At 36.3% G+C, this 22,521-nt stretch carries 18 protein-coding genes; all 18 read right to left on the reverse strand.

Annotated elements, in window-relative coordinates; all coding sequences use genetic code 11:
• Positions 1-60: 60 nt before the first annotated feature.
• Positions 61-1,401 carry an APC family permease gene (locus tag TX86_RS16500; RefSeq protein WP_042350632.1) on the reverse strand — a complete coding sequence of 447 codons (1,341 nt, stop codon included), beginning with the start codon at positions 1,399-1,401 and terminating at the stop codon, positions 61-63.
• A gap of 60 nt (positions 1,402-1,461) precedes the next feature.
• Entirely contained in the window at positions 1,462-2,592 is a 1,131-nt protein-coding gene (locus TX86_RS16505; RefSeq protein WP_042350633.1) for an aromatic ring-hydroxylating oxygenase subunit alpha, read from the reverse strand.
• Between the two features lie 504 nt (positions 2,593-3,096).
• Positions 3,097-3,669: a TetR/AcrR family transcriptional regulator gene (locus TX86_RS16510; RefSeq protein WP_042350635.1), complete on the reverse strand. Its 573-nt coding sequence runs from the start codon at positions 3,667-3,669 to the stop codon at positions 3,097-3,099.
• A 377-nt stretch (positions 3,670-4,046) separates the two neighbouring features.
• Positions 4,047-4,952, reverse strand: a complete 906-nt coding sequence (locus TX86_RS16515; RefSeq protein WP_042350636.1) for a DMT family transporter — start codon at positions 4,950-4,952, stop codon at positions 4,047-4,049.
• A 61-nt stretch (positions 4,953-5,013) separates the two neighbouring features.
• A complete protein-coding gene (locus tag TX86_RS16520) occupies positions 5,014-6,351 on the reverse strand; it encodes an MFS transporter (RefSeq protein ID WP_042350638.1) in 1,338 nt (445 codons plus the stop codon).
• A gap of 393 nt (positions 6,352-6,744) precedes the next feature.
• Positions 6,745-7,596, reverse strand: coding sequence for a MaoC/PaaZ C-terminal domain-containing protein (locus TX86_RS16525; RefSeq protein WP_042350639.1), 852 nt, complete (start codon positions 7,594-7,596; stop codon positions 6,745-6,747).
• A 213-nt stretch (positions 7,597-7,809) separates the two neighbouring features.
• Entirely contained in the window at positions 7,810-9,357 is a 1,548-nt protein-coding gene (caiC, locus tag TX86_RS16530) for a crotonobetaine/carnitine-CoA ligase (protein ID WP_042350640.1), read from the reverse strand.
• 346 nt (positions 9,358-9,703) lie between these two features.
• Positions 9,704-9,988 (reverse strand): ferredoxin family protein, encoded by a 285-nt coding sequence (locus tag TX86_RS16535; protein ID WP_042350641.1) that lies wholly within the window; start codon positions 9,986-9,988, stop codon positions 9,704-9,706.
• Entirely contained in the window at positions 9,985-11,268 is a 1,284-nt protein-coding gene (locus TX86_RS16540) for an FAD-dependent oxidoreductase (protein WP_154663150.1), read from the reverse strand. The genes TX86_RS16535 and TX86_RS16540 overlap by 4 nt, the downstream gene beginning before the upstream one ends.
• 127 nt (positions 11,269-11,395) lie before the next feature.
• Positions 11,396-12,331, reverse strand: a complete 936-nt coding sequence (locus tag TX86_RS16545) for an electron transfer flavoprotein subunit alpha/FixB family protein (protein WP_042350644.1) — start codon at positions 12,329-12,331, stop codon at positions 11,396-11,398.
• A gap of 29 nt (positions 12,332-12,360) precedes the next feature.
• Positions 12,361-13,131 carry an electron transfer flavoprotein gene (locus TX86_RS16550; protein WP_042350645.1) on the reverse strand — a complete coding sequence of 257 codons (771 nt, stop codon included), beginning with the start codon at positions 13,129-13,131 and terminating at the stop codon, positions 12,361-12,363.
• A 115-nt stretch (positions 13,132-13,246) separates the two neighbouring features.
• Positions 13,247-14,476 carry an L-carnitine CoA-transferase gene (gene caiB / locus TX86_RS16555; protein ID WP_042350647.1) on the reverse strand — a complete coding sequence of 410 codons (1,230 nt, stop codon included), beginning with the start codon at positions 14,474-14,476 and terminating at the stop codon, positions 13,247-13,249.
• Between the two features lie 64 nt (positions 14,477-14,540).
• The gene (gene caiA / locus TX86_RS16560; protein ID WP_042350648.1) at positions 14,541-15,674 is read right to left on the reverse strand and encodes a crotonobetainyl-CoA dehydrogenase; all 1,134 of its coding nucleotides are present in this window, start codon (positions 15,672-15,674) and stop codon (positions 14,541-14,543) included.
• Positions 15,675-16,202: 528 nt separating this feature from the next.
• Positions 16,203-17,753, reverse strand: coding sequence for an L-carnitine/gamma-butyrobetaine antiporter (caiT, locus tag TX86_RS16565; RefSeq protein WP_081707726.1), 1,551 nt, complete (start codon positions 17,751-17,753; stop codon positions 16,203-16,205).
• A gap of 1,082 nt (positions 17,754-18,835) precedes the next feature.
• Entirely contained in the window at positions 18,836-19,615 is a 780-nt protein-coding gene (locus TX86_RS16570) for an ABC transporter ATP-binding protein (RefSeq protein ID WP_052343714.1), read from the reverse strand.
• Entirely contained in the window at positions 19,612-20,595 is a 984-nt protein-coding gene (locus TX86_RS16575; RefSeq protein ID WP_230203670.1) for a FecCD family ABC transporter permease, read from the reverse strand. Before TX86_RS16575 ends, TX86_RS16570 begins: the two co-directional genes overlap by 4 nt.
• Positions 20,596-20,612: 17 nt before the next feature.
• Positions 20,613-21,740 carry an ABC transporter substrate-binding protein gene (locus tag TX86_RS16580; protein WP_042350652.1) on the reverse strand — a complete coding sequence of 376 codons (1,128 nt, stop codon included), beginning with the start codon at positions 21,738-21,740 and terminating at the stop codon, positions 20,613-20,615.
• 104 nt (positions 21,741-21,844) lie between these two features.
• A complete protein-coding gene (locus TX86_RS16585) occupies positions 21,845-22,516 on the reverse strand; it encodes a formate dehydrogenase subunit gamma (protein ID WP_042350654.1) in 672 nt (223 codons plus the stop codon).
• Between the last annotated feature and the right edge of the window lie 5 nt (positions 22,517-22,521).

Raw genomic sequence — 22,521 nt, forward strand, 5'->3', positions numbered from 1 at the left:
AGACGCTGGCTTTCAATTTGATTAAAACTACTGTTTTTTAACCAAACCACCAGATTTTAATCAAATTTTTTCTTCTCTGATTAGTATTGGTGGAGGTACTTTAAACATTTTCGTCATATTCATTAAATACACAACACCAATCACATTCCAAATTAGTCCCATATATAAAGCATGTTTATCCATGTTAAACCACAATAAAATGATGAAACTTAATCCTAAAAGTGGGAAAAGCAAATAGAATATAAGGGCTTTTACAGAACGCTCTTTCTTTTTTACGATGTAATGAATAATAACGGAAAGATTAACAAAAGTAAAAGCAGTAAATGCACCAAAACTAATAAAGGAAGTAGCTGTTACAAGACTAAAAAATACAGCTGTCATACCAAACAATCCAGAAATAATTACATTATTAACCGGAACTCCCGTTTTTGGATTAACATAACCGAAGATTTTTTTCGGTAATACTCCGTCTCTTCCCATCGCATACAGAAGTCTCGTTGTACTTAATTGTGCTGTGATTCCCCCTACCATACTCCCTGTAACTACAGTTGCTAAGAAGACGGTTGCAAATAGTAATCCACCTATTTGCTGAGCAATTTCGGCAGAAGCTGCTTCCGGATCCTTGAACATGGAGACATCGGGATATACAGATTGCATGAAATAAGTGATAGTTGTATATAAAAGACCTAAAAATACTGCTAACAAAACCATAGCTCGTGGTATATTCTTTTGAGGTTGGATGGCATCTTCGGATAATGTAGAAATAGCGTCAAATCCTATAAATGAATAAGCAAGAACCGTTGACCCTGCCAATAATGTTGACCATGTTAAATTAGCTGAATATATAGGTTCTAAGGAAAAAACGTGTCCAGTTCCATTGCCATTTAAAATTTCTTGTATGAGAAGAGCTACGAAAATTATAGCTACTGTGATTTGTAAAATAACAAAAATTGTATTAAAAGTAACCGTTACTTTTGTGTTAAAGATATTCATCACTGAACAGAATAACATCGTTATAAAAACCCAAATCCATACAGGAACTGAAGGAAAAAACGCACCCATATAGATTTGAACTGAGAGGGCGTAAACCATTGGAAGAAAAATATAATCGCATAATGCAGCCCAACCTACCATAAAACCAATGTTAGGATCTATTACTTTTTGTACATAAGAATAAGCAGATCCAGCCTCTGGATATACTTTAACCATATTGGCGTAGCTAAATGCTGTAAATAAGATTGCTAATAATGTAAACATATAAGCGGTTGGTACATGCCCGCCACTGATTCCTGTTGCAATTCCATATGTATCGAATACTGTTGTTGGGCAAAGTAGTGCCAATCCTAGTACAAATATATGCCATAGTTTTAAATTTCGTTTCAACTGATTTTTTTCTTCCATATTAATCAGTGCCCCCCAGCATACAATTTTTCAGGTATCATTACTGCGATAAACTATCTATCATTGCTCCTTCTTACACTCCAGAGCTTTCAAGACTAATCCATGAAAATGATGTACACCATGTTCACTAATACAAGAACGACCTTCATCTACAACATATCTACCATCTGTATATCCTCTTGACTTCAGTCCTCTTTGTACACTTTCAACTAAAACGATATCCTCTATATTCAGAACTTTATCTTGGTATTCAATATTATCCCAACCTTCAGCCGTTGGTTCACTGTTTAGAAAATAAAAGTCAAAGATTTCAATACATTCTTCTTCATTAATTGGAATGATATTCATAATAATCATTCCTGGTTCTCCAGGCATAATATCAATCATTACATTTGGCCATAACCAATATGAGTTATATTGAAGAACATCCTTTTCTTCCACTGCTAAAACTTCATTATTATATCCCTTTTTGCCAATTCCAGTTTGCTTGATATAGTTATCAAATGTTTGAATTTGATAGTTGTTCATATCAATCATTTGAACAAATTGAGGATGTGCAACTGCACAATGATGACATTCTAAGTAGTTATCGTTAATATTCTTCCAATTTGCTTTAACATTGTAGGATAAGCGTTTCGAGAATGTGAGTGAATCTACTTGAGGTAGTCTTTCATAGATTTCTTTCTCTAAATCTGGATACAACTTCTGCATACTAGGAGCATTCTCATCAAAATTAATAAATATTAAATTGCAAAATAGCTCAACTTTAATACTCTTCAAACAAACTTCTTTCTCATCAAAATTTTTCATTTGTTTAACTGCACGACCATTATTGAAAGCTCCATCTAATTGGAAGGACCAAGCATGATATGGGCAGGTAATAACGGATTTCTTTCCTTCCCCCTGTACCAATTCATGCCCTCTATGGGGACAAACATTATAAAAAGCATTTATTTTATGCTGCTTATCTTTTGTAATGAAAATATTTTGATTAAATATTTCAAACGTCATATATTGTCCAGGCTCAGCTACTTTTTCTTTATGACAAACATATAACCACCCTTTATTGAAAACGTTTTCAATTTCAAGATTATAAATGTCCGAATCAGTATAAAAATGAGAAGGCAATGTATAGGACTCTTCTATATTCTCACTGTATCGATGGTTTAATTTCTCTTGAATTGTACTCATGCAATCATCCCCTTTTAATTTTATAACGAATATGCCAATGGTGTTAACTACTCACGATAAACACCTAGAATATTCAGAATAATGAAATTACTATACCATCTAGACGGTATAGTGGTCAACTTATTTTCTATTTTTTCTCATAAATGTAAATAAGAAAAGCGCAAGCGCCCTGCTTAGCTCCGTATGTGCTGGAGGCCGCCAACCTAGATAAAGGAAAAACCGAAATGTGGAGAACGCCCGTTTATCGGTGACAAGCATAAGGCGAGCTGGCTAGAAGGTCGCTTTTAACCTTCTGGACTGATTGACTTATGACCTCGAGCCGATGGCGTTCGGAACTAGACAACACGAAGAGACCCTAGGCGATTCGATGTTGACTTATCGTAGGGGGAGGATGGCGAAGCACACTAGGAGCTGGGCGCTGGAGCTAGACAGCATTTATAAGACGAGCATAGCATGTGTAAGGTTAGGCATGAAAAAAGGAATACAACAATAAATGCTGTATTCCTACTCATCATTATTTTGATAGTTTAATTTGCCTCTAGACATATCTGTAAGTATTGATAAAACACGTTGTCTTAAATCTGGATCTTTTAATGGTGCAAAATTAAATAAATCTGCATACCAAAGCCCATCAGATGCAAGCCTACATATCGTTGCAATAGCAGGATCAATATTATCATTCTCCATTTTATCTTGCCAATCTTTATAAATATCTCTAACAGGTTCAAGCTGAGAAGGAGTATTTACAAGTGCTGCTAAAACACCGGCACTTAACTGAAATTCATTTTCTTCATTTAAAAAAGTTACTTTCAAATAAGCTCGGGCATTCTTACCGATATCGTTACTATCTGCTGCTATTTCATCTTCTATTTCCACAACATACTGACCATACATATCATCTATCATACCTTTAATAAGAGCTTCTTTTGAAGGAAAATGATAGAGAAATCCACCCTTACTTAATCCCGCTTCCTTACAAACTACATCTATTGTAAGTCGTGAGATACCAAATGTTTTAATTATGTAATAGGCTGCTTCTAATATCCTTTTTCTAGTTGTTTGTTTTTCTATCTCCATGTACTTGTCCTATCCCCTTTCAAAACGGTCATACAAAAAATGAAATATTCCTAATATTAACTATAATTACTTTCTAGTAGAGTAACAAGAGATATCAATTTTCAGCAGAAAATATTAGAAAAGCGCAAGAGCCCGTTTTGCGACGTATAGATTGGAGCACTTCGACTGAGATAAAGGAAACACGAAGAGGCGGTAGCCTTTTTCGTGTTGACTTATCGTAGGGAGATGGGTGAAATCTACTAGTCGCTGGGTGCTGGAGCTAGACACCATTCAAAATTATATACTTTATTCCTTTAATGAAGTTAAACTTTCTTAAAGTACAAAAAAGTCAGGTCTGACAATTGTCAAACCTGACTTTTACATATTAACAAGCTTTCTTAGGATACATTTTTTAGCTTTTTTTCAGATTGAGAACTCTTTCTTACATCAGCAAAGCCTATCAAAATTATAGCAGAAACAATTATGATGCAGCCTAATGATGTATACCAAGTAAATGGTTCATTTAAAATGATAACACCTGCTACAAGACTAACTACTGGTTCCATCGTACTAAGTATGGATGCATTGGCTGATCCAATGCTTTGTGCCCCTTTTATAAAGAAGATCAACGATAATGCTGTACAGAAAAAACTTACTAATGATGTATAACCTAACCCTTTTAACGTTATGGTCGGTAGCCAATTCCCTTGAATAATTAGAAGTACTAAAGTGGTTAAAAAAGCAAACACACACAAATAAAAAGCAAGTACTAAACTATCAAGTTTTTTCACTTCGGGATGATTAATGACCAGTGCGTAGATTGCAAAAAACACAGCTGAAAGTATAGCTAGACTAACACCAATAAGAGAAAAGCTGCTTCCTCCTGGATCAGCTATTAAATAAATCCCCACCAAAGATATAAAGACCGCAATCCATTTGTACAGCTGAAGCTTTTCACGATATAAAACATATGCAAACAGCATAACTAATACAGGAAACAAATAATGCAAAGAAGTTGCGACACCAGCACTTACATAATTATAAGACATATATAATATTAGAATAGTAGCTGTAAAAAATGTACAAGCTACAAGTACTGGAGCCATTTGTTGTTTTTTTACCCGAAAGCTCATCTTGCGGTAACATATGAACAACCCTAACATCACTGCAGCTAAAGCAGAACGAAAAAAAGTAAAGTCAATAGCTGTGAGGCCTGTTGTGTAGGCTAATTTGACCCAAATCGGCATAATACCAAAAAAAGTAGCAGCAGCGATTACGTAAATAATTCCTTGAAGCTTTCGCATTAGTTGTATCCCCTCTAATTAAATTCGTACTTAATTACCAATGAAACATCAATTTTTATTTTTAACGATAGGATGTTTTCTTATGTTTTAAATTCACCGAACTAGATTCAGCTAACAACAATCCTTTTGTCTCCGGAGCCATAGCTATAGATATAATCAACCCAATGACTGTAATGATTGTTCCAACAAGCATCGTTGCTCCAATTCCATAAGCACTCATAAAAATCGGTAAAGCATATGTTGATAAAACCGTTCCAATTCGACTGAACGCCATCGCTGCTCCTACTGCCGAAGCCCTAATATCCGTTGGGAAAAGCTCGTTCGGATATAACCATTGCAAAATACCAGGGCCACCAGAAAAGAATGCATAAATGCCAAAGGCAGCAATAACGACCCATACATTCGCATTAGGGAAAATACCTAATACGGCTAACGCTATACTCATAATTGCAAAACTTCCTATTAGCAAAGGTCGACGCCCAATAGAATTCAACCAAAACATTGCTGGAATACAGCCAATTAAGAAAAATGCACTAATAATGATTTCCCCTAAAACCGCTTCTTTTCCATCGCCTAAGCCGAATGTACTCATGATTTGTGGTCCAAAGGTATATAAGCCAAACATAGGTACAACCTGACATACCCATATCGTACCGATGAATATAATTCTTCTAAAATATCCTTTTTCAAATAACTTGCTATATCGAGTTTTCGTCATTTCTTCAGGTTCTAATTCTACATCCGCACCAAATAACTTATGTACAATGGCATTGGCCTCTTCAGTGCGACCTTTACGCGCCAACCAACGTGGCGATTCTGGAATACCCCAGCGTCCTATTAAAAGAACCACGCAAGGAACAACAGCACTTCCAAGCATCCATCTCCAGCCATCTTCCATATCGCATAAAGCATAACCTACTATATTTGCTGCAGTGGCACCTACATACCATGCTGCCGCAATAATTCCCATAGAAATCGCTCTATACTTTCGCGGTGTAAACTCCGCTACTAATGAAGTAGCAATTGGATAATCTGCTCCAATAACAATTCCTATTAAAAATCTCATTACAACAAGCTGCATTGGAGTAGCAATAAACATAGTTCCAATAGAAATCATTGCAATTGCAATGATATCAATAGTAAACATCTTCTTACGACCCACAACATCTGTTACATACCCACCTAGGGCAGTACCTATAAAAAGCCCTACCAATGCGGCAGCGCCAACTAATGCACTCCAATGTGCATCTAAATTCAATTGTGGTCCTAATTGTGTAAGAGCGACACCTATAATAACCAGCACATATCCATCCAAGAATGGACCACCACTAGCAAAAAGAATCATTTTTTTGAGAAAAGGCGTTAATTCTACATCATCGAGCATTTTTTTTGGTTGCATACTCTTTATCTCCCTTTCTGGTAAACCTTTATTCATCTCTATGGCATACATATTAACTGAACCAATAGAATGTTCTATAGAAATGGTAGTAACACTAATAGCCTGCAAGTTTTTACTCAATATTAGTGGATTAATGATGATTAGGGGGGGCTTAGAATCTTCTTACTTCATAAAGGCGCTACTATCTCCCTCTTCGAAACGAAGAGGAAACCAAGTCGTTTAAGTGGGAGATACAACGCCTACGAAAACTTGATTGACTCAACTAATAATCGGTGAGAAATAAATATCCTCACCGAATTAACGTTCTGTTGATCAATCTGTTCTTAAGTACATGAATTACAATTAGCAATACTCGATAGTCAGTCCGTATCACTTATAATGAATGTTGAAATATTATTTCCACTCAATAATTCCGAAGTTTAAGTAAGGCTTCGCTTGTGTATATGCATCGATTACTCTAAAGTGAACTTTGTTGTCGCCCATTTTCCACATTTGAGTTTTAAGAGTAGCACCTGGAAGAAGTGAAGCTGTAATACGTGTTTTGAAACGTGTTAAGCGTTCTGGTTCACCAGGAATAATTGTGTTAATGAAATGACGGCAAGCAACACCTGCGAAACTTACAGCATGAAGGATTGGTTTCATTTGACCATTTGCTTTCGCATATTCCCAGTCGATATGTTGTGGGTGGTAGTCACCTGATAAGCGATAGATTAACGCTTGGTTTTCAGGAATTCGTTCTTCAACCTCAAAATCTGGCTCTCTATCTGGAATTTCAACGATATCTTTAGGTGGCTTAGGACCGCCAAAACCGCCATCATAGATTAAGCAATCCCAGCTTTCGTTCGTAAAGATTTTTTCGCCTGTTTCATCAAATGTTTCCCCAACATGTTGTGCTAACAGACCTCTATCTGCTCCACGATCGTATAATCCTTTTAGTAATACGTGTGTGCTTAATTTACCTTCAAGCTTTGTTAATGGCTTGTGGAATTGTAAGTCAAATCCCCAGTGAAGTGAACCAGCATAATTGTAGCCGTAGTCAATTGTTTTTGTAACTTCACTATCTACGATCGGCATCGCTGCGAACATTGGAAGAATTTTCAAATCTTTTTCGTACACATATTGTAAATCTGTTTTACCATCTACTCCAGCACCGCAGCCAAGAGCGAACAGAATTAAATCTTTAAAGTTATATTCTCTTTCAAAAGGTCCAAATGTTTGTCCAACCATCTCTGTTTTAATTGCCATATTATTCATCCTCTCTTTTCTTTTCAATCTATGATTTTAGAAAAAGGTAGTACGTATTTACGATTGTTGTAGCATCGACTTATATAGCGTTAACCACCCCCTTAACGTTATCAACCTTCAGACTTTGAGCATAATCTACATCCATTTTATTAGTGAATTTATTCACAAATAGAGAGTTAGGTCTGTGAATATAAACTATCAATCAGAAATCTGTTATTTAGTTAAGCACTTTTTTTGTATCTTATATGTGCAGGTTCTCGGAAAAGATGTTCTTATTTCAATAATGGATGGCACTTTAAATGAAGCCATGCGCCCTCTGCAATATTCTAAGATTTCTTCCTTGCTTAGCTCTTCGCCTTCTTTAAACATAATGAATGCCTTTACTGCTTGGTCGCGAATCGGATCAGGCACACCAATCACCGCTGCTTCAGCAATCTTTGGATGACATGTAAGGATATTTTCAATTTCAGTGGTTGAAATATTTTCTCCAGCTCTTTTGATCATATTGACTTTGCGATCGACAAAATAAAACCAGCCTGCCTCGTCCACATAGCCTTTATCGCCTGTACGCATCCAACCATCAGCACTCAATGTTTTGGCAGTTGCTTTTGGATCCATATAATATTCCTTCATAATCGTTCTTCCAGGTACACCCTTCAAATAGATTTCTCCAATCGTATTTGGAGGAACCTCATTACCTTCATCATCAACAATTTTTGCTTCATATGATAATCCAGCTTTTCCGATTGAAGGCCACTTTCTTTCTCCATGTGGTGGATCTGTAATTACTCCAACTAGCGACTCACTTAAGCCATAGGAATTTAAAATTTTCACATTAAAGCGTTCTTCAAATGCATTCTTTTCCTGATTCGTAATCGGCAAATAATATAGCACTTCACGAACACAATGATTTTTTTCCCATTCTTGCTTTGGCTGCATCATTAAGGTACGAACAATCATGCTGGACGTTTGGATAAGTGTTGCTTTATAGTCGCATACTTGCTTCCAATACTGACTTGCACTATATTTTTCTAATACAATAATCGTGCCGCCGATTGTAATAATCGGCATTACAGCGCATAATTGACAATCAACATGAAAAGCAGGCATCATTGTTAACATGCGATCATCTTCTTTATATGCAGCTTGCCAGTTAACAAAAATTCCAGAAAATAATATATTACAATGAGTCAATACAACACCCTTAGGTCTTGACGTCGTGCCAGATGTAAACAAAATTTCTGCCACATCATCACTGCTTAATGTTCGATATTCTTTTAATGTTCCTGGCTGAGTACTTTGATTTTTCTTAAAATTAGTTATACCACTAATTTGTTTTTCAGTTCTTGCTAGCAAAATATTTTTAATATCTATATTCGGTCTATTATTATGAATAGAGATAAATTCCTCTTCTGTAATTACAGTCGTTACATCACACTTTTTCAGAACATAATCACATTCTTCTTGCGTGTAATGAATGTTTAAAGGAACCATAATTGCTCCAATTTTTGCAAGCCCGAACCAGCACATCAAAAATTCAGGACAATTATGAAGATGAATAGCTACCTTTTCTTCCTTTTTTATTCCTAATTCGAGAAAAAGATTTGCGGTCTTGTTAATTTCTTCATTAAACTGTTGATATGTAAAATTACTTTTACTACCATCGCGAGCTTCATATATTAAAAATGTTTTCTCGCCATTATTGAAAGCAAGTTCATCCCATAAATCTCGCAAAGTCTTATTCCCCACTATATCAGCCATTTATTCCACCTCTTAATTTAATAACTTAAGAATTACACCCTTTAAATCGCATAATAGATGGGGTTATCGTGTTTAAAAAAGCACTCTGTAAACAGTTAGTACATCTACGTTTAGTAACATTTTTTGTGACCAAACAAAATAAGGTAAACGAAGATGTACAAATACATGTTTACAATGAATCGATACGTCTGAAAGATTACGACCAACATTGTCATTAGTCCAAATAACCTTACATAGTAAAGGAAAAGACAGTACCACAACTTATTACACTTTTTAAAAATTCCCCAATCTCTTTTTCTCGAATCTGATAGTTACATTAAGATCATTTATAAATAATTGCTTTAGATTAACCGATTCGGAATTCTACACCCATTGTTCCTTCAGGAAACTCCCATTTCTTCACAACAGTACCTAAACACAATACTCTGCAAGTACCACACTCTAAACAACCTGCATAATCAAATGCTAAGGTTCCATTATCATTCAGCTTGTACACACCTGCAGGGCAAGCATTAATAAGCTTCATTTTTTCTTTCATATCAGGATAGTTAGGATCGATTTCGATATGTGCATTCTCTTCATCAACGAAATATTTATTTACGCCTAATTTTTCTTCGACAGTTACACTCATACAGATTTAACCCCCTTTAATCCGTCCTTAGCAAGATTCATAAGACCAACAGCTTTTAAGTGTTTCATAGCCTTCTTGCGTAATGGAACGGCTGGCTTTCCATCAATAACAAACATTTCTGCCATAATATCTGCAAGCATAGTAGGATATTGGTTAAAAATACGAGGATTTTCCATAAATGCAGGGAACTTTTTATAAACTGAAAGGTCTTTCATTATGAAGCTATCATCCAGCTTTGTCTTATAACTTTGAAGAGTAGCTGAACTAAAATCACCTTTTTCTTTCGCTTCAATAACAGCTCTTGCAGCTAATTCACCTGAAGTAATAGCTAAATCCATTCCTCTTACCATATATCCGATGTTTATACAAAATCCTGCCGCATCGCCACAAATTAAGAAACCGTCACCGTACAATGTTGAAACCATAGATAAACCTGCTTCAGGTACAACATGACCACTTCTTTCAAGAAGCTTGCCGTCTTTAATTAATGGAGCTATTTCAGGATGTTTTGAGAAACCTACAAGCATTTCTTCGATAGTTTTATCGCTATCGCCAATATGATTAAGACCTAGAACCAAACCAATAGAGATACTTTCCTTATTTGTATATAAGAAGCCTCCACCTACAAGTCCATTACTAGGAGAACCAGCATATAAACATGCAGCCCCTTCATCACTTGATACGCCAAAACGATCTTCAATAACCTTTGCTGGAAGCTCGTATGTTTCCTTAACTCCTACAGCAACTTGAGAAGGTTTAACTCTTTCTCTTAAACCTGCCTTTTCTGCTAATAAAGAGTTTACGCCATCTGCTAGAATGACTACATCTGCTGTCATTTCTTCTCCGCCGCAGATAACACCTGTCACACGTTTATTTTCTACAATTAATTCATCTACTTTAATACCAGCTGTAGCAGTTGCACCTGCTTCTTCAGCTTTATCAAATAGCCAACGGTCAAATTCACCACGTTGAACCACATAAGAATCACTGCCTTGTTGAGCCAAGCGAGGAGAACGATAGTCCATTGTTACCGCATCATTTTCCGTCATCATGCTAATACGCTCTTTGACAACTCTTCTTTCAATTGGTGCTTCCTCTGCAAAGTTAGGAATAATTTTCTCTAAACTATGTGCATAAAGGCGACCACCTGTCATATTTTTAGATCCACCGTAGTTTCCTCTTTCAATAAGTAGAACCTCTAAACCCTCCTGCGCCAAAATATAAGCTGCAGTAGAACCAGCAAGTCCTCCTCCTACAATAATAGCGTCAAAGTCACTCAATGATTTCACCCCTACGAATAGTTGAGCTACCAACCTAATATATCCTTTTTAGGATTACGTATTTTTTTGATTGCTACTGAGAAGCTATCATCATCTTCCCAGTAGCATAAAAGAAATAATCTATCTCTTACAGTGCTTTCATCTTTTCAATGATTTGTGGTAAAACAGTGTAAATATCGCCAACTAAACCGATATCAGCTTGTTTGAACACTGGTGCATTTTTATCTTTGTTAATTGCAACTAGTGTTTTCGCTTGGTTTACACCAACCATGTGTTGGATTTGACCAGAGATACCCATAGAAAGGTAAACTTCTGGTTTAAGAACAACACCAGATACACCAATGTAGCGCTCTTTACTCATCCATTTTTCACCTTCAGCGATTGGACGGCTACATGCCATTTCAGCACCCATTAAGCCAGCAAGCTCTTCTGCCATTTTTAAATCTTCTTGAGCTGCGAAACCACGTCCAACACCTACAACGCGTTTAGCTGAACCTAAGTTAACTACTTCACCTTGTTTTGGACGGTGTTCAAGAACTTTAATACCTGCTACACTTGCTTCAGCAGCTACTTCTGTTACTTTTCCTTGTCTAGCATCGTCTTTAGCAGCTTTTTCAAATGCACCTGATCCTACTGTTACAACAACAGTTTCTGATAATGCTTTTTCCGTACGAATTGCAGCACCACCAAATACCATGTGTTTTACGATTACGTTGCCATCTTCAACAGCGAAATCAGAAACGTTAGAAATTGCACTAGTACCTAATAGAGTCGCGATTTTTCCAGCCATTAGCTTACCGCTAACAGAAGAATAAACCATTACTAGTTTTGCACCTTCTGCACGAAGCATATCAGCGATTGATTTTGCATATCCTTCAATCATTTCTGAAGTTTTTCCATATAAGAATACTTGGTCAGCTCCGAAAGCAATTGCTTCTTCCGCTTGAGCTTGGTCTCCGAATAATACTACAGATACTTGCTCACCTAATTGGCGTCCTCCGTTGCAAAGTTCTGCTACTGCGTTTTGATCGTCAGTTATAATCCAAACATTATTTAAAGTCATGAAATCTCCACCTCTTTTATCAAATCAAATTATTTCAATTCAGCACTAAGTAATTTTACGAATTCTGCTACAACTTCTTCTGAGTCGCCTTCTAAGATGTTTAATTGACGAGCTACTTGCTCAGGAGCTAATGTACTTACTACTTCGCTTGATGGGTTGTTATCCGCTACATTGATGTCAGCTAAAGCGTATTTAGTCATAGGTTTTTTGTTCGCTGCAATAATATCTTTCATACCTGGAATACGTGGGGTATTGATTTCAGAAGTAACAGAAAGAACAGCTGGTAATGAAACTTCTAATACTTGAATTTCGTTTTCCATCGCACGTTCAACAATTACTTTGTCGCCTTCTGCAGTAATTTTGTTTACAGCATTAACTACTGGTACACCAAGTAATTCACCTAATTGGTTACCTACTTGTTGAGCATAAAGGTCCGATGAACCAGCTCCGCAAAGTACTAAGTCATACTCGCCCATTTGCTTGATAGCAGCTCCTAGAACGCGTGCAGATTGAAGTGTATCTAATTTTTCTGCTGCTTCATCAGCTACAACATATAAATCATCTAAACCACGAGAAATGATGTCTTTCTTCATTTTTGGGTTTTCTAAAATTTTTCCTCCAGCACAAAGACCAGATAATTGACCGCCAACAGCGTCAATAAGTTGTTTTCCTGCTTCTACAGCATTTAAATCATATGAACCGAATTTCCATTCCGCTTTATCAAAAGACACAGAGCGATCTTTTGCGATAACGATATCTTGTTCTTCAGGAACAGCTTTACAACATGCAATAATTCTCATATGTTTACACCTTCTTAATCAATTTGTAGTTTGTTATAAATATAGAAATTTTTTATGATAAACGAGATGCACACATGCATGTATGCATCCATGCACCTCATTTTTCTCTAATACATCACACTGTTACAGGGCTTTTACCTGCTTTTACGATACCTTTTTCACATAGTTCTTCAATTTGTTCAGTTGAATAACCAGCTTTTGTTAAGATATCCACTGTATCCATTCCAAGTGATGGCATTGGACGCCATACTTGTCCTGGATTCTTCTTAAATTTAGGGAAGATATTTGGTCCTTTAACTGTTTTGCCTTCGATTGTTTCCCATTCAATGAAGTCTTCACGTGCCGCATAATGTGGCTCGTTAATAATGTCTTCAAATTCTAATACTGCATTTGCTGCAATTTTGCAGTTAGAGAAATCTTCTTCAACCTCAGCAACTGTTTTAGTTAAAAGATATTCTTCTAGTTTTTGTTCAATTAATTGCGCCTTTGGTCCATCTAACCATAGACCTGTTGTGCCTTCTGGAATTTCTTCAGTTCCCCAAAGATGTCCAAGACCAATGCGCTCTAAGATTGCTTTGTTTTGAGGTGCGCCATATAAGCAAATACCGATGAAACCATCTTTACATTTATATTCGCCAATACCGCATAAGTTTTGATGTCTAGCACCAGCACGTGGATACTTAATACCTTCGTTTAAGAAATCCATCATGTAGTAAGCTCCGATACGAAGCATAACTTCGTGCATTGCAACATCGATGCTTTCTCCTACACCTGTTTCTTTTGCTTTATTCAGAGCTGCAAGTGATGATCCAACTACCATTAAAGATGTTGCATAATCTCCTAGGTATGGAGCAGCTGCCATTGGTTGCTCTGGAGTTCCATTTTGAGAAAGGTATCCGCTGTAAGCTTGAACTGTTAAGTCGTAAGCCGCGCGATTAACACGACTTTCTACACCATATTGTCCAAACCCTGATACGTGAACAATAACAAGTGATGGGTTATGTTCCCATAACAATTCATCTGTAATACCACGTTTTGCATAAGCAGGACCTTTACTAGATTCAATGAAGATATCTGCATCTTTAACTAGGTTAAATAGTACTTCTCGACCTTCTTCAGAGAAAACGTTCAATTGAATACTGCGTTGGTTACGACGCTCTAATTCTTTTACATATGTTGTATCTCGCATTGAGTCACCATAAAAAGTGTTCTCAATCCAAGTAACATCTGCTCCCCATTCTGCCAATAGCTCAGCTGCTACTGGAGCTGCAATTTCCATTGCTGAATATACTACCTTTACTCCTTGCAAGTTACCAAATGCTGGCATAGTTGTTGCGTTTGCCATCAAAAATTCCTCCTCTCTATCATTAAAAAATCTGCTCTATTAATCTTTTAAAATAGTTTTAAAATTAACGGTATTGCTTAAGAACTGCTCTACCTGCAGTTAAGATTTGCATTTCGTCAGAACCACCAGATACACGGTCTACACGAAGGTCACGCCAGAAGCGAGCGATACGGTGATCACCAGCGATAGCTACACCTGCTAAGATTTGCATTGCATCATCTACTACTTCAAAAGCAGCATTTGCACAGTAGTATTTACACATTGCAGCATCTCCAGAGTTCATTTCTCCGTTATCGAATTTCCAAGCAGTTTCGTATAACATGTTCTTCATGTTCTTAACTTTGATTGCCATGTTACAGAATTTTTCTTGAGTTAATTGGAAACGACCGATTGTTTCGCCGAATTGTACACGTTGGTTAGCATACTTAGCAGCATCTTCAAGTGCGCAAAGTGCAGTAGCATAGTTTGTGCAACCTACTAAGAAACGTTCGAAGTCGAATTCTTCTTTAACACGGTTGAAACCATTTCCTTCTTTACCGAACATATCTTTTTCTTCTAATTCAACACCGTCGAAATAGATTTCACAGCAGCTATCCATACGTAAACCTAATTTTTCAAGTTTTTCGATTTTGATACCTGGTAAAGTCATATCAACGAACCATTCAGTGAACGTATCATAGTTTTCAGAATCTCTTGCCATTACAACTAAGTAAGGAACGCCAGCTCCACTTGTGATGAATGTTTTATGACCGTTTAAGATTACTTTTCCATCTTTACGAGTGTATGTAGTTTGTAAGCTACCTACATCAGATCCTGCACCTGGCTCAGTGATTGCTGAGTTCCACATTTGTTTACCAGTTCCGTGTAAAGCCATGATTTTATCAATTTGCTCTTGTGTACCTTCACGTAGGATTGTGTTGAATCCCGGAATTTGATATAGAACATAAGTTGGTGCACCTAATCTTCCAAGCTCTTCCCAAGCTGCAGCAATAGTTACAAGACCTGCATCAAATCCGCCATGCTCTTCAGGTAATAAAATGCTATCGATTCCTAAATCCGCTAATTCTTTTACGAATCTTTCTGGATATTGGCTATTTCTGTCACACTCTTCAAAGTAAGCATCCCAGTTTTCACGAGCCATTAACTCACGAATTCCTTTTACTAATAGTTCTTGTTCATCATTAAGTCTAAAATCCATTATGAACCCTCCAAATATTTATTGAATTCAAGTTAGTATTTCTCTACGTTTTCCCTAGAGAAACCCTGGTATCATGCAGCATCAATGGCTCTTGAGAACATTTGCCACATTCAGGCAGTCATGTAGTAGTTATACATCTTTCGGAATGCTCAATCTGTTTGCACCCTCCTACAATGATTGCTTCAGATTAGGCTATAACCCTCAGTACCTAATGCCTTGCTGTATATCTACTTATACATTGTGAAATTAATCACAATTAGTGGCGTATCTTTTCAAAATCTCCACTATTCCCGATTACTCACAAATTTCTGTTACGTTCTTCACATACGAATAATAGAAACGTCATACAAACAATCATTCTTGATCAATTTCCTAAAGAGGTAAACTGCCTTAAACGTAAGGCGCTTGTATCAGCTTTTACCCACGTATCAATGAACTTTAAGTAACAAAACCATTTAAACTGTTAATCACGTGATGTGAGAACATTCACATGTTTTATTGCATTTCATTTAAACTTTTATCAATTTTTTACTTCTTCATGCTTTTTTCTTGCTTTGCCTTTGCTACATGGTAATCCATTGCCCAATTGTCTTTCTTAACTTCTCTGAAGAACGAAATTGGAATAATGATACAAACGATCATCATTGGTATACCACCTAAAACAGAAGCTGTTTGTAAAGGCTTCAGTCCACCTAGCATTAGTAGACAGATTGCTAATGAACCAAGAATTAATGCCCAAACTACACGGTTTAATCTAGAAGGTTCATCATTTTCTGTAATGTTTTTAGTTGTAACCATCGCTAACGTATAAGCAACACCGTTAATGAAAGTTGTTGTTGAGATGAATGCGTAAATTAAGAAAACAGGTAATACGATACTAGCTAGCGGTAAAGTACCCCAAATTTCAACGATTGCTCGTGCTGGACCTGATTGTTCCATAATTGCACCAATGTTGATTATTCCTTCATAATGAGCATTCATTGCAAAGTTAGTAAATACAGCAAAGAATACTGTTTGACCAATAACAATAGAACCTAGTACTGCTAAACAGAATTGGCGAACTGTTCTTCCTTTGGAAATACGCGCAAGATAGATTGCGTACGAGATAACACAGTTCAAGAACCATGCCCAATAGAAGATTGTCCAAGCTTGTGGGAATCCAGATCCACCATAAGTATCTGTATAGAATGTCATTCTGATGATGTTTTGTAGCATTGTTCCTAAACCATCAGTAAAACCATTTAAAATATATGATGTAGGACCAAATACAGCTACGAAAATAAGAACAACAAATGTTAACCAAACACGGATATCACTAAGGATTTTAATACCTTTTTGGATTCCAAAGTACACGCTAATTGAGAATAGAATAATCCAAGCAATTAGAATATAACCATCAAGAGATAATGTATGCTCGACTCCAAAAATCTTAGAAATAAGTTCAGCTACAAGCGGAGTTCCTAAACCTAATGAAGTACCTACCCCTGCAACCATACCGATGATATAAAGAATATCGATTAGCTTACCTAACCAACCTTCTTTTCTTTTTCCTAAAACGCCACACACAGCACTCGGTCTAACAACATCTCTCTTCTTAACGAAGAAGCTATAACCCATTGCTACACCAATTACAACGTACATAGCACACGGAATTAATCCCCAGTGGAACATACCATATGCTGAAGCCCAGTTTGCTGCTTGTAGCGAGAATGGTTCAGCACCATGCGGTGGAGCTTCCATGTAGTAATACCATTCAATTGTTGCCCAATAAATAAGTGTCGCACTTGAAGTTGATGTAAACATCATTCCTAACCAAGTACTAGTCTTAAATTCAGGTGCGCCATCTCCTAACTTCTTGTCTTTCAACTTACCGAAGATAAGATACATAGCAATAAAGAAAAGTATAATTACATACCACTCAAAGGCCCAACCAAGTTTATCTGTCGTCCAAGCAAGCGCTTTATTTGAAATTTCGTTTGCTCTATCAACATCGCTAATTATAAATCCACAAACAATAGCGATTAGTATTAACGGCGGCCAAAATAGTATATGGTCGAGTTTCATTTTCTTTTTTTCCAATATAATTCGACTTCCTTCCTTTAACCGTTTACGAAACATGCCCAGTTTGATCAGTTTCAATAATTGTTAGCAGATTGGGCTTAACATATTGGACGTGAAAATTTTTTATGAAATTGAATTTGGATAGATTGTGATACTATACTTCGCTTTCAATAAAACGTTGCACACATCCATTCCTTTTTGCTAAAGATCCTCCTGGTCTTCCACCTCCTCAAATGTATTAAGCCCTTCATAACATCAAAGCAGTATTTCACCTGCCACGAATATATAATGCAAGAAACGTGCCAACTTTTATTTTTCATAGAAAAAAGAATAAATTCACACTAAATCATGCTTATATAAATGCTTTGAGATAAAACTTAGAAAAATAAAAATCATAATTTCAAAATAAAAATCATAATTTTCTTTTGCCACAAATATATAATGCAAGAAGCGTGCCAACTTTTTATTTTTCTATAGAAAAAGCAAAAATCAACACTAAATCATGCTTATATCCATGTTTTCACTTACATGCAGAAAACAAAATAAAATAATGATTTTCTTTTATCACAAATATATAATGCAAAAAGCGTGCCAACTTTTCGTTACTTTTTCTAATCAAAAACTACAAAATTACTATTCAAATTATATTTGTGAAGAAAATCACGTTCTAATTCACTATTAGTATTGCGAATTTTTTTACACGTAAAAAAATTTTTACTAACTAAACCTGGCTGATTTCAAGAAAAAGTGTCATTACGTAAAAGTTTTTTAACAAAATAGGGGATTCCCTTCACTCATGAAGGGAAAAGAGGAATTTTTCATATTTGTAGAAGCTGATGCTGCATAAAAAGTTTTTCTACAATATGTGTAAAGAAGGTATGGATGTTGTGAATTTTTTCACATGTAAAAGTTTTTTGTCAGGATTTTCAGGCTATTCTCTTGATGTTTCCGAAATGTGTAAAAGTTTTTTAACAAGATAGAGGATAAAGAAGAGGAAAAAAACTTGGTAAACTTTTTTCTTCTATTAATAATAAAAAAAGAAGAATTATATTATAGAAACAATGAGGCTGATCCTAAGTTATTGGACAGCCTCATTCCACTCATATAGACTGGACAGGAATAATATAAGGACGACTTTCTCCTAACCGCTCATTACAACCGATAATAACGTCTACTTCTAATGATTTTCGCAAGTTATCTTCTGTAATAATTTCTGCACTATCCCCAACTAGATGATGATTGGCCCCCATAAACAAAAGCGTTTGATTAGCAAGCTGCATCGCGTGTTCAGGGTAATGTGTATTCATAATACATGTAACCTTAGATGAAATTCTCTTAATCGTTTCAAGAACTAGCAAACGATTTTTAAAATCCAAATTTGCTTCTGGTTCATCTAATATCAACAACTCTGGCTCTGAAACTAGAGCTCTAGCTAATAAAGCCATTTGATATTCACCACCACTAACATGCTTGCACATAGAATCTGCTAAATGGTGGATACCCAGTAATTCCATCATTTCTTCTGTTTTCTGTACATCCTTCTTTTTAGGCTCACTTAATAAACCTATATGAGCGCTACGTCCAAGAAGAATCATCTCTTTAATCGTACAAAGAAGACGATTGGAATTAGACTGAGGTACATAAGAAATTTGTTTCCATAAATCTTTAATTGGAATGTCTGCCATATCCCTTCCATCTAAATAGCAACTACCTTGTGTCCATTTAAGCATATTCATAATACATTTAATGAATGTTGTCTTCCCCGCTCCATTCGGTCCCATAATCGCTAAAATTTCATTTTTCTTCAACTCTATATTCACTTGATTAAACACTTGCTTATCGCCATATGCAAAACATCCATTATGAATGTGTAGCTTCAAAACCATTCCTCCCTTTTCCGGTAGAACAAATACACGAATATTGGTGCTCCCAGCAAAGCGGTTACAATCGATATTGGTATTTCTGCACTAGTCACAGTCCTACAAAGTGTATCTACAATTAAAAGATAAGAAGCTCCAATGCTAATGGATGCCGGAATGATTTTCCGATAATCATTCCCTACAATTGTCCGTACCATATGAGGAATGACAAGACCAATCCAGCCAATCTGTCCTGCAATTGATACAGACGAGGCAATCAATATAGTAGATGCAATAATAATCACCCAACGGATACGATGAGCATTCATGCCAAGTGCTGTAATCTCCGTATCAGGTAACAACATAATGTTTAATCGCCATTTCAAAAGAAAGATAACGAATATAGCAACTAGAATCAGTAATCCTCCAATAAGTACATCCTGATAATCTGATCCAGTCAAACTCCCCATTAACCAGTATGTTATTTCTGGAAGCTTCGACTCCGGGTCTGCTACATATTTAATTAAGGCAATTAACGCCGTGAAGAAGGATGAGACAATAACTCCTGCTAATAATATGACATGCACATGTATTTCTGATTTTAAACGACTAAGCCAGTAGGTAAAACCAATCGCAATCGCTCCACCCATTAAAGAGATAACTTGTACTGCCCATACACTATTAAAAAGCAAAAGACCTAAAGCTGCACCAAAAGCCGCTCCCGAAGAAACGCCTGTTGTATCTGGTGAAGCTAAAGGATTTCTAAACACCGCTTGAAATGCTGTACCTGCAACCGCTAAAGCAGCTCCTAACATCAGTGCCATAAGCACTCTTGGAAGGCGAATATGTAGAACAATATCATTCACTTGCTCAACCGAAGAATAACCAAATGGAGAAAGAAGTGCACGAAGCACCTCTTCCAAAGATAAATAATATCTTCCTACGCATAATGAAAACATCGCACAAACCACTGGAAGTATAGCCAGCCAAACATAAAACACACTTTTTCCTCTAATCATTATGATTCGCTATGTCCAACTGTCGAATCTTTTAATCTATATAATTGATCCAATTCTTCATCTGTCATTTTATATTGATAAAATTCCTTAAAGAAATCCTTCGTAATAGTAGATAAAGTGTTTTCCTCATACCATTGTGGATGATTAATAGCAGTCATCCATTGCAACATAAGACTTGCTTCTACTGAAGGCGTGAACCATCGATATGTTCCCATTGGTATTTTATATACCTGTTTATTCTTTACGGCCGTTACTTTACTCCAATCATAGCCCTTAATCTGATTTTGAATCAGGTCTTCAGGCATGGTCGGAGTAAAAGAGGTAATATAAATAACTTCTGGATCCCATGCTAAAATTTGCTCCATATCGGCTGTACCAATTTTTTTGATGGATGATGCTACATTAATAGCTCCAGATTTCTCTAGCCAAAATTGACTATAATGCTCACTACCCGCTATTTGTAGCATATTATCATTATGTGCATATATAATCATTGCTCGAGGCTTTTCACTTTGTTCTAGACCTTGCGTTTTCTTAACTATCGATTTCAGCGTTTGTTTATTATAAGCAATCAACTTATCGCTTCTCTCAGTATCTCCAAAAATCTCTCCAAGTTGGTCTAGCCACCCTTCAAGATTCGCAAATACATCCGCATCCTCAGTCATAGCTGTCGTAAAGCCAACAGCTGGTATTCCTGCTTTTTTCAGCATTTCATATTCTTCTTTTTTACCTGCATTATAAAACACGACATCAGGTTTCAAAGCAAGAATTTCTTCAATATTAATGACATCGTTCTTTGCAGTTGAGACATCTTTAATATCAGGAAATACCTTAGAGAAAAAACCTTGCTTCGCAGGAACCATAGCTGCTTCTGGTATTCCAACTAGACCTTCAGTTGATCCTTTATAATAACTGTATACAGCCGGCAAAGGATAAATAGATGTAATATAAACCCGTTCGATTTTGTTTGGAAGTTCAACATCATTTCCTACCATATCTGTGATAATGCGTGTTTTAGCTTGTCCACTCTCTTCGTTTTCGACCTTTTCTTTTTGACCGCACCCTACAATAAATACAGAAAAAAGTGCTAACAATAAAAACGTATATAATAACTTCTGTTTACTCATGATTTATTCATCCTATTCCCCAAGTATTCATTTAGAAATAATTGAATAGAACAGGAGAGTATGGAGCTACTAGAACCTCTCCCTCCCCTGAACTTCTAATTCAATTAGGCTTGATTGTTTTGATTCTTTACCTCTCTGTACCACTTACCGTTATGATGTGAAGAATATTCTTCATCAACTAATCCATCTTTCATCATCGTACCAAGCTCTTTTCTTGATAGAGGATAGATTGCTGCCAGGAAGAAATGACCGAAAACAAAAATCCCTAGAACCAATGCATCGATTGCATGTATTAAATACAGTAGATTAATAAACGCAGCAGACATCGACTCTACAAAAAACCACATTGGAAATCCCGTCAGAATAAATATCACACTTCCGAAGACAATACTGATTCCTAATATTTTTTGACCAGCATTATACTTATCTTGAGGTGGAACCTTACCTTTTAACAAGAATGGTAAGTATCCACCCATTACGGTAAACCACTTTGCATCATCTTTTGTGAATGTAAAAATAGTATCAATAAACTGCGCAAAGCGATTCCAATTTGTCAAAATATACAAGAGTGGTACCACTGTAAAAACAACGCCCATAATTCTATGTATCAACGATGCCAGTGCCGGTCCACCAAATAAAGCATTCAACCAACCAAGATGAAAATACATTCCTATTCCCGAAATAAGCATGACAACAAATGCAATCATGACAATAAAATGCATAATTCTTGTTTGCGGTGCATGCTTCATAAGCATTGTCTTTTGTTGATTTCTCATTACTC

The organism is Bacillus massiliigorillae, assembly GCF_000380245.2.
Classification (GTDB): Bacteria; Bacillota; Bacilli; order Bacillales; family DSM-1321; genus Bacillus_AD; species Bacillus_AD massiliigorillae.

Excerpts from the sequence above, each read along its gene's own strand:
- caiC (WP_042350640.1), bottom strand. The coding sequence starts at position 9,357 with ATGGCTGATATAGTGGGGAATAAGACTTTGCGAGATTTATGGGATGAA.
- caiA (WP_042350648.1), bottom strand. The coding sequence starts at position 15,674 with ATGGATTTTAGACTTAATGATGAACAAGAACTATTAGTAAAAGGAATT.
- TX86_RS16545 (WP_042350644.1), bottom strand. The coding sequence starts at position 12,331 with ATGACTTTAAATAATGTTTGGATTATAACTGACGATCAAAACGCAGTA.
- TX86_RS16520 (WP_042350638.1), bottom strand. The coding sequence starts at position 6,351 with ATGCAACCAAAAAAAATGCTCGATGATGTAGAATTAACGCCTTTTCTC.
- caiB (WP_042350647.1), bottom strand. The coding sequence starts at position 14,476 with ATGGCAAACGCAACAACTATGCCAGCATTTGGTAACTTGCAAGGAGTA.
- TX86_RS16510 (WP_042350635.1), bottom strand. The coding sequence starts at position 3,669 with ATGGAGATAGAAAAACAAACAACTAGAAAAAGGATATTAGAAGCAGCC.
- TX86_RS16585 (WP_042350654.1), bottom strand. The coding sequence starts at position 22,516 with ATGAGAAATCAACAAAAGACAATGCTTATGAAGCATGCACCGCAAACA.
- TX86_RS16525 (WP_042350639.1), bottom strand. The coding sequence starts at position 7,596 with ATGGCAATTAAAACAGAGATGGTTGGACAAACATTTGGACCTTTTGAA.
- TX86_RS16550 (WP_042350645.1), bottom strand. The coding sequence starts at position 13,131 with ATGAGAATTATTGCATGTTGTAAAGCTGTTCCTGAAGAACAAGATATC.
- TX86_RS16535 (WP_042350641.1), bottom strand. The coding sequence starts at position 9,988 with ATGAGTGTAACTGTCGAAGAAAAATTAGGCGTAAATAAATATTTCGTT.
- TX86_RS16505 (WP_042350633.1), bottom strand. The coding sequence starts at position 2,592 with ATGAGTACAATTCAAGAGAAATTAAACCATCGATACAGTGAGAATATA.
- TX86_RS16500 (WP_042350632.1), bottom strand. The coding sequence starts at position 1,401 with ATGGAAGAAAAAAATCAGTTGAAACGAAATTTAAAACTATGGCATATA.
- TX86_RS16515 (WP_042350636.1), bottom strand. The coding sequence starts at position 4,952 with ATGCGAAAGCTTCAAGGAATTATTTACGTAATCGCTGCTGCTACTTTT.
- TX86_RS16580 (WP_042350652.1), bottom strand. The coding sequence starts at position 21,740 with ATGAGTAAACAGAAGTTATTATATACGTTTTTATTGTTAGCACTTTTT.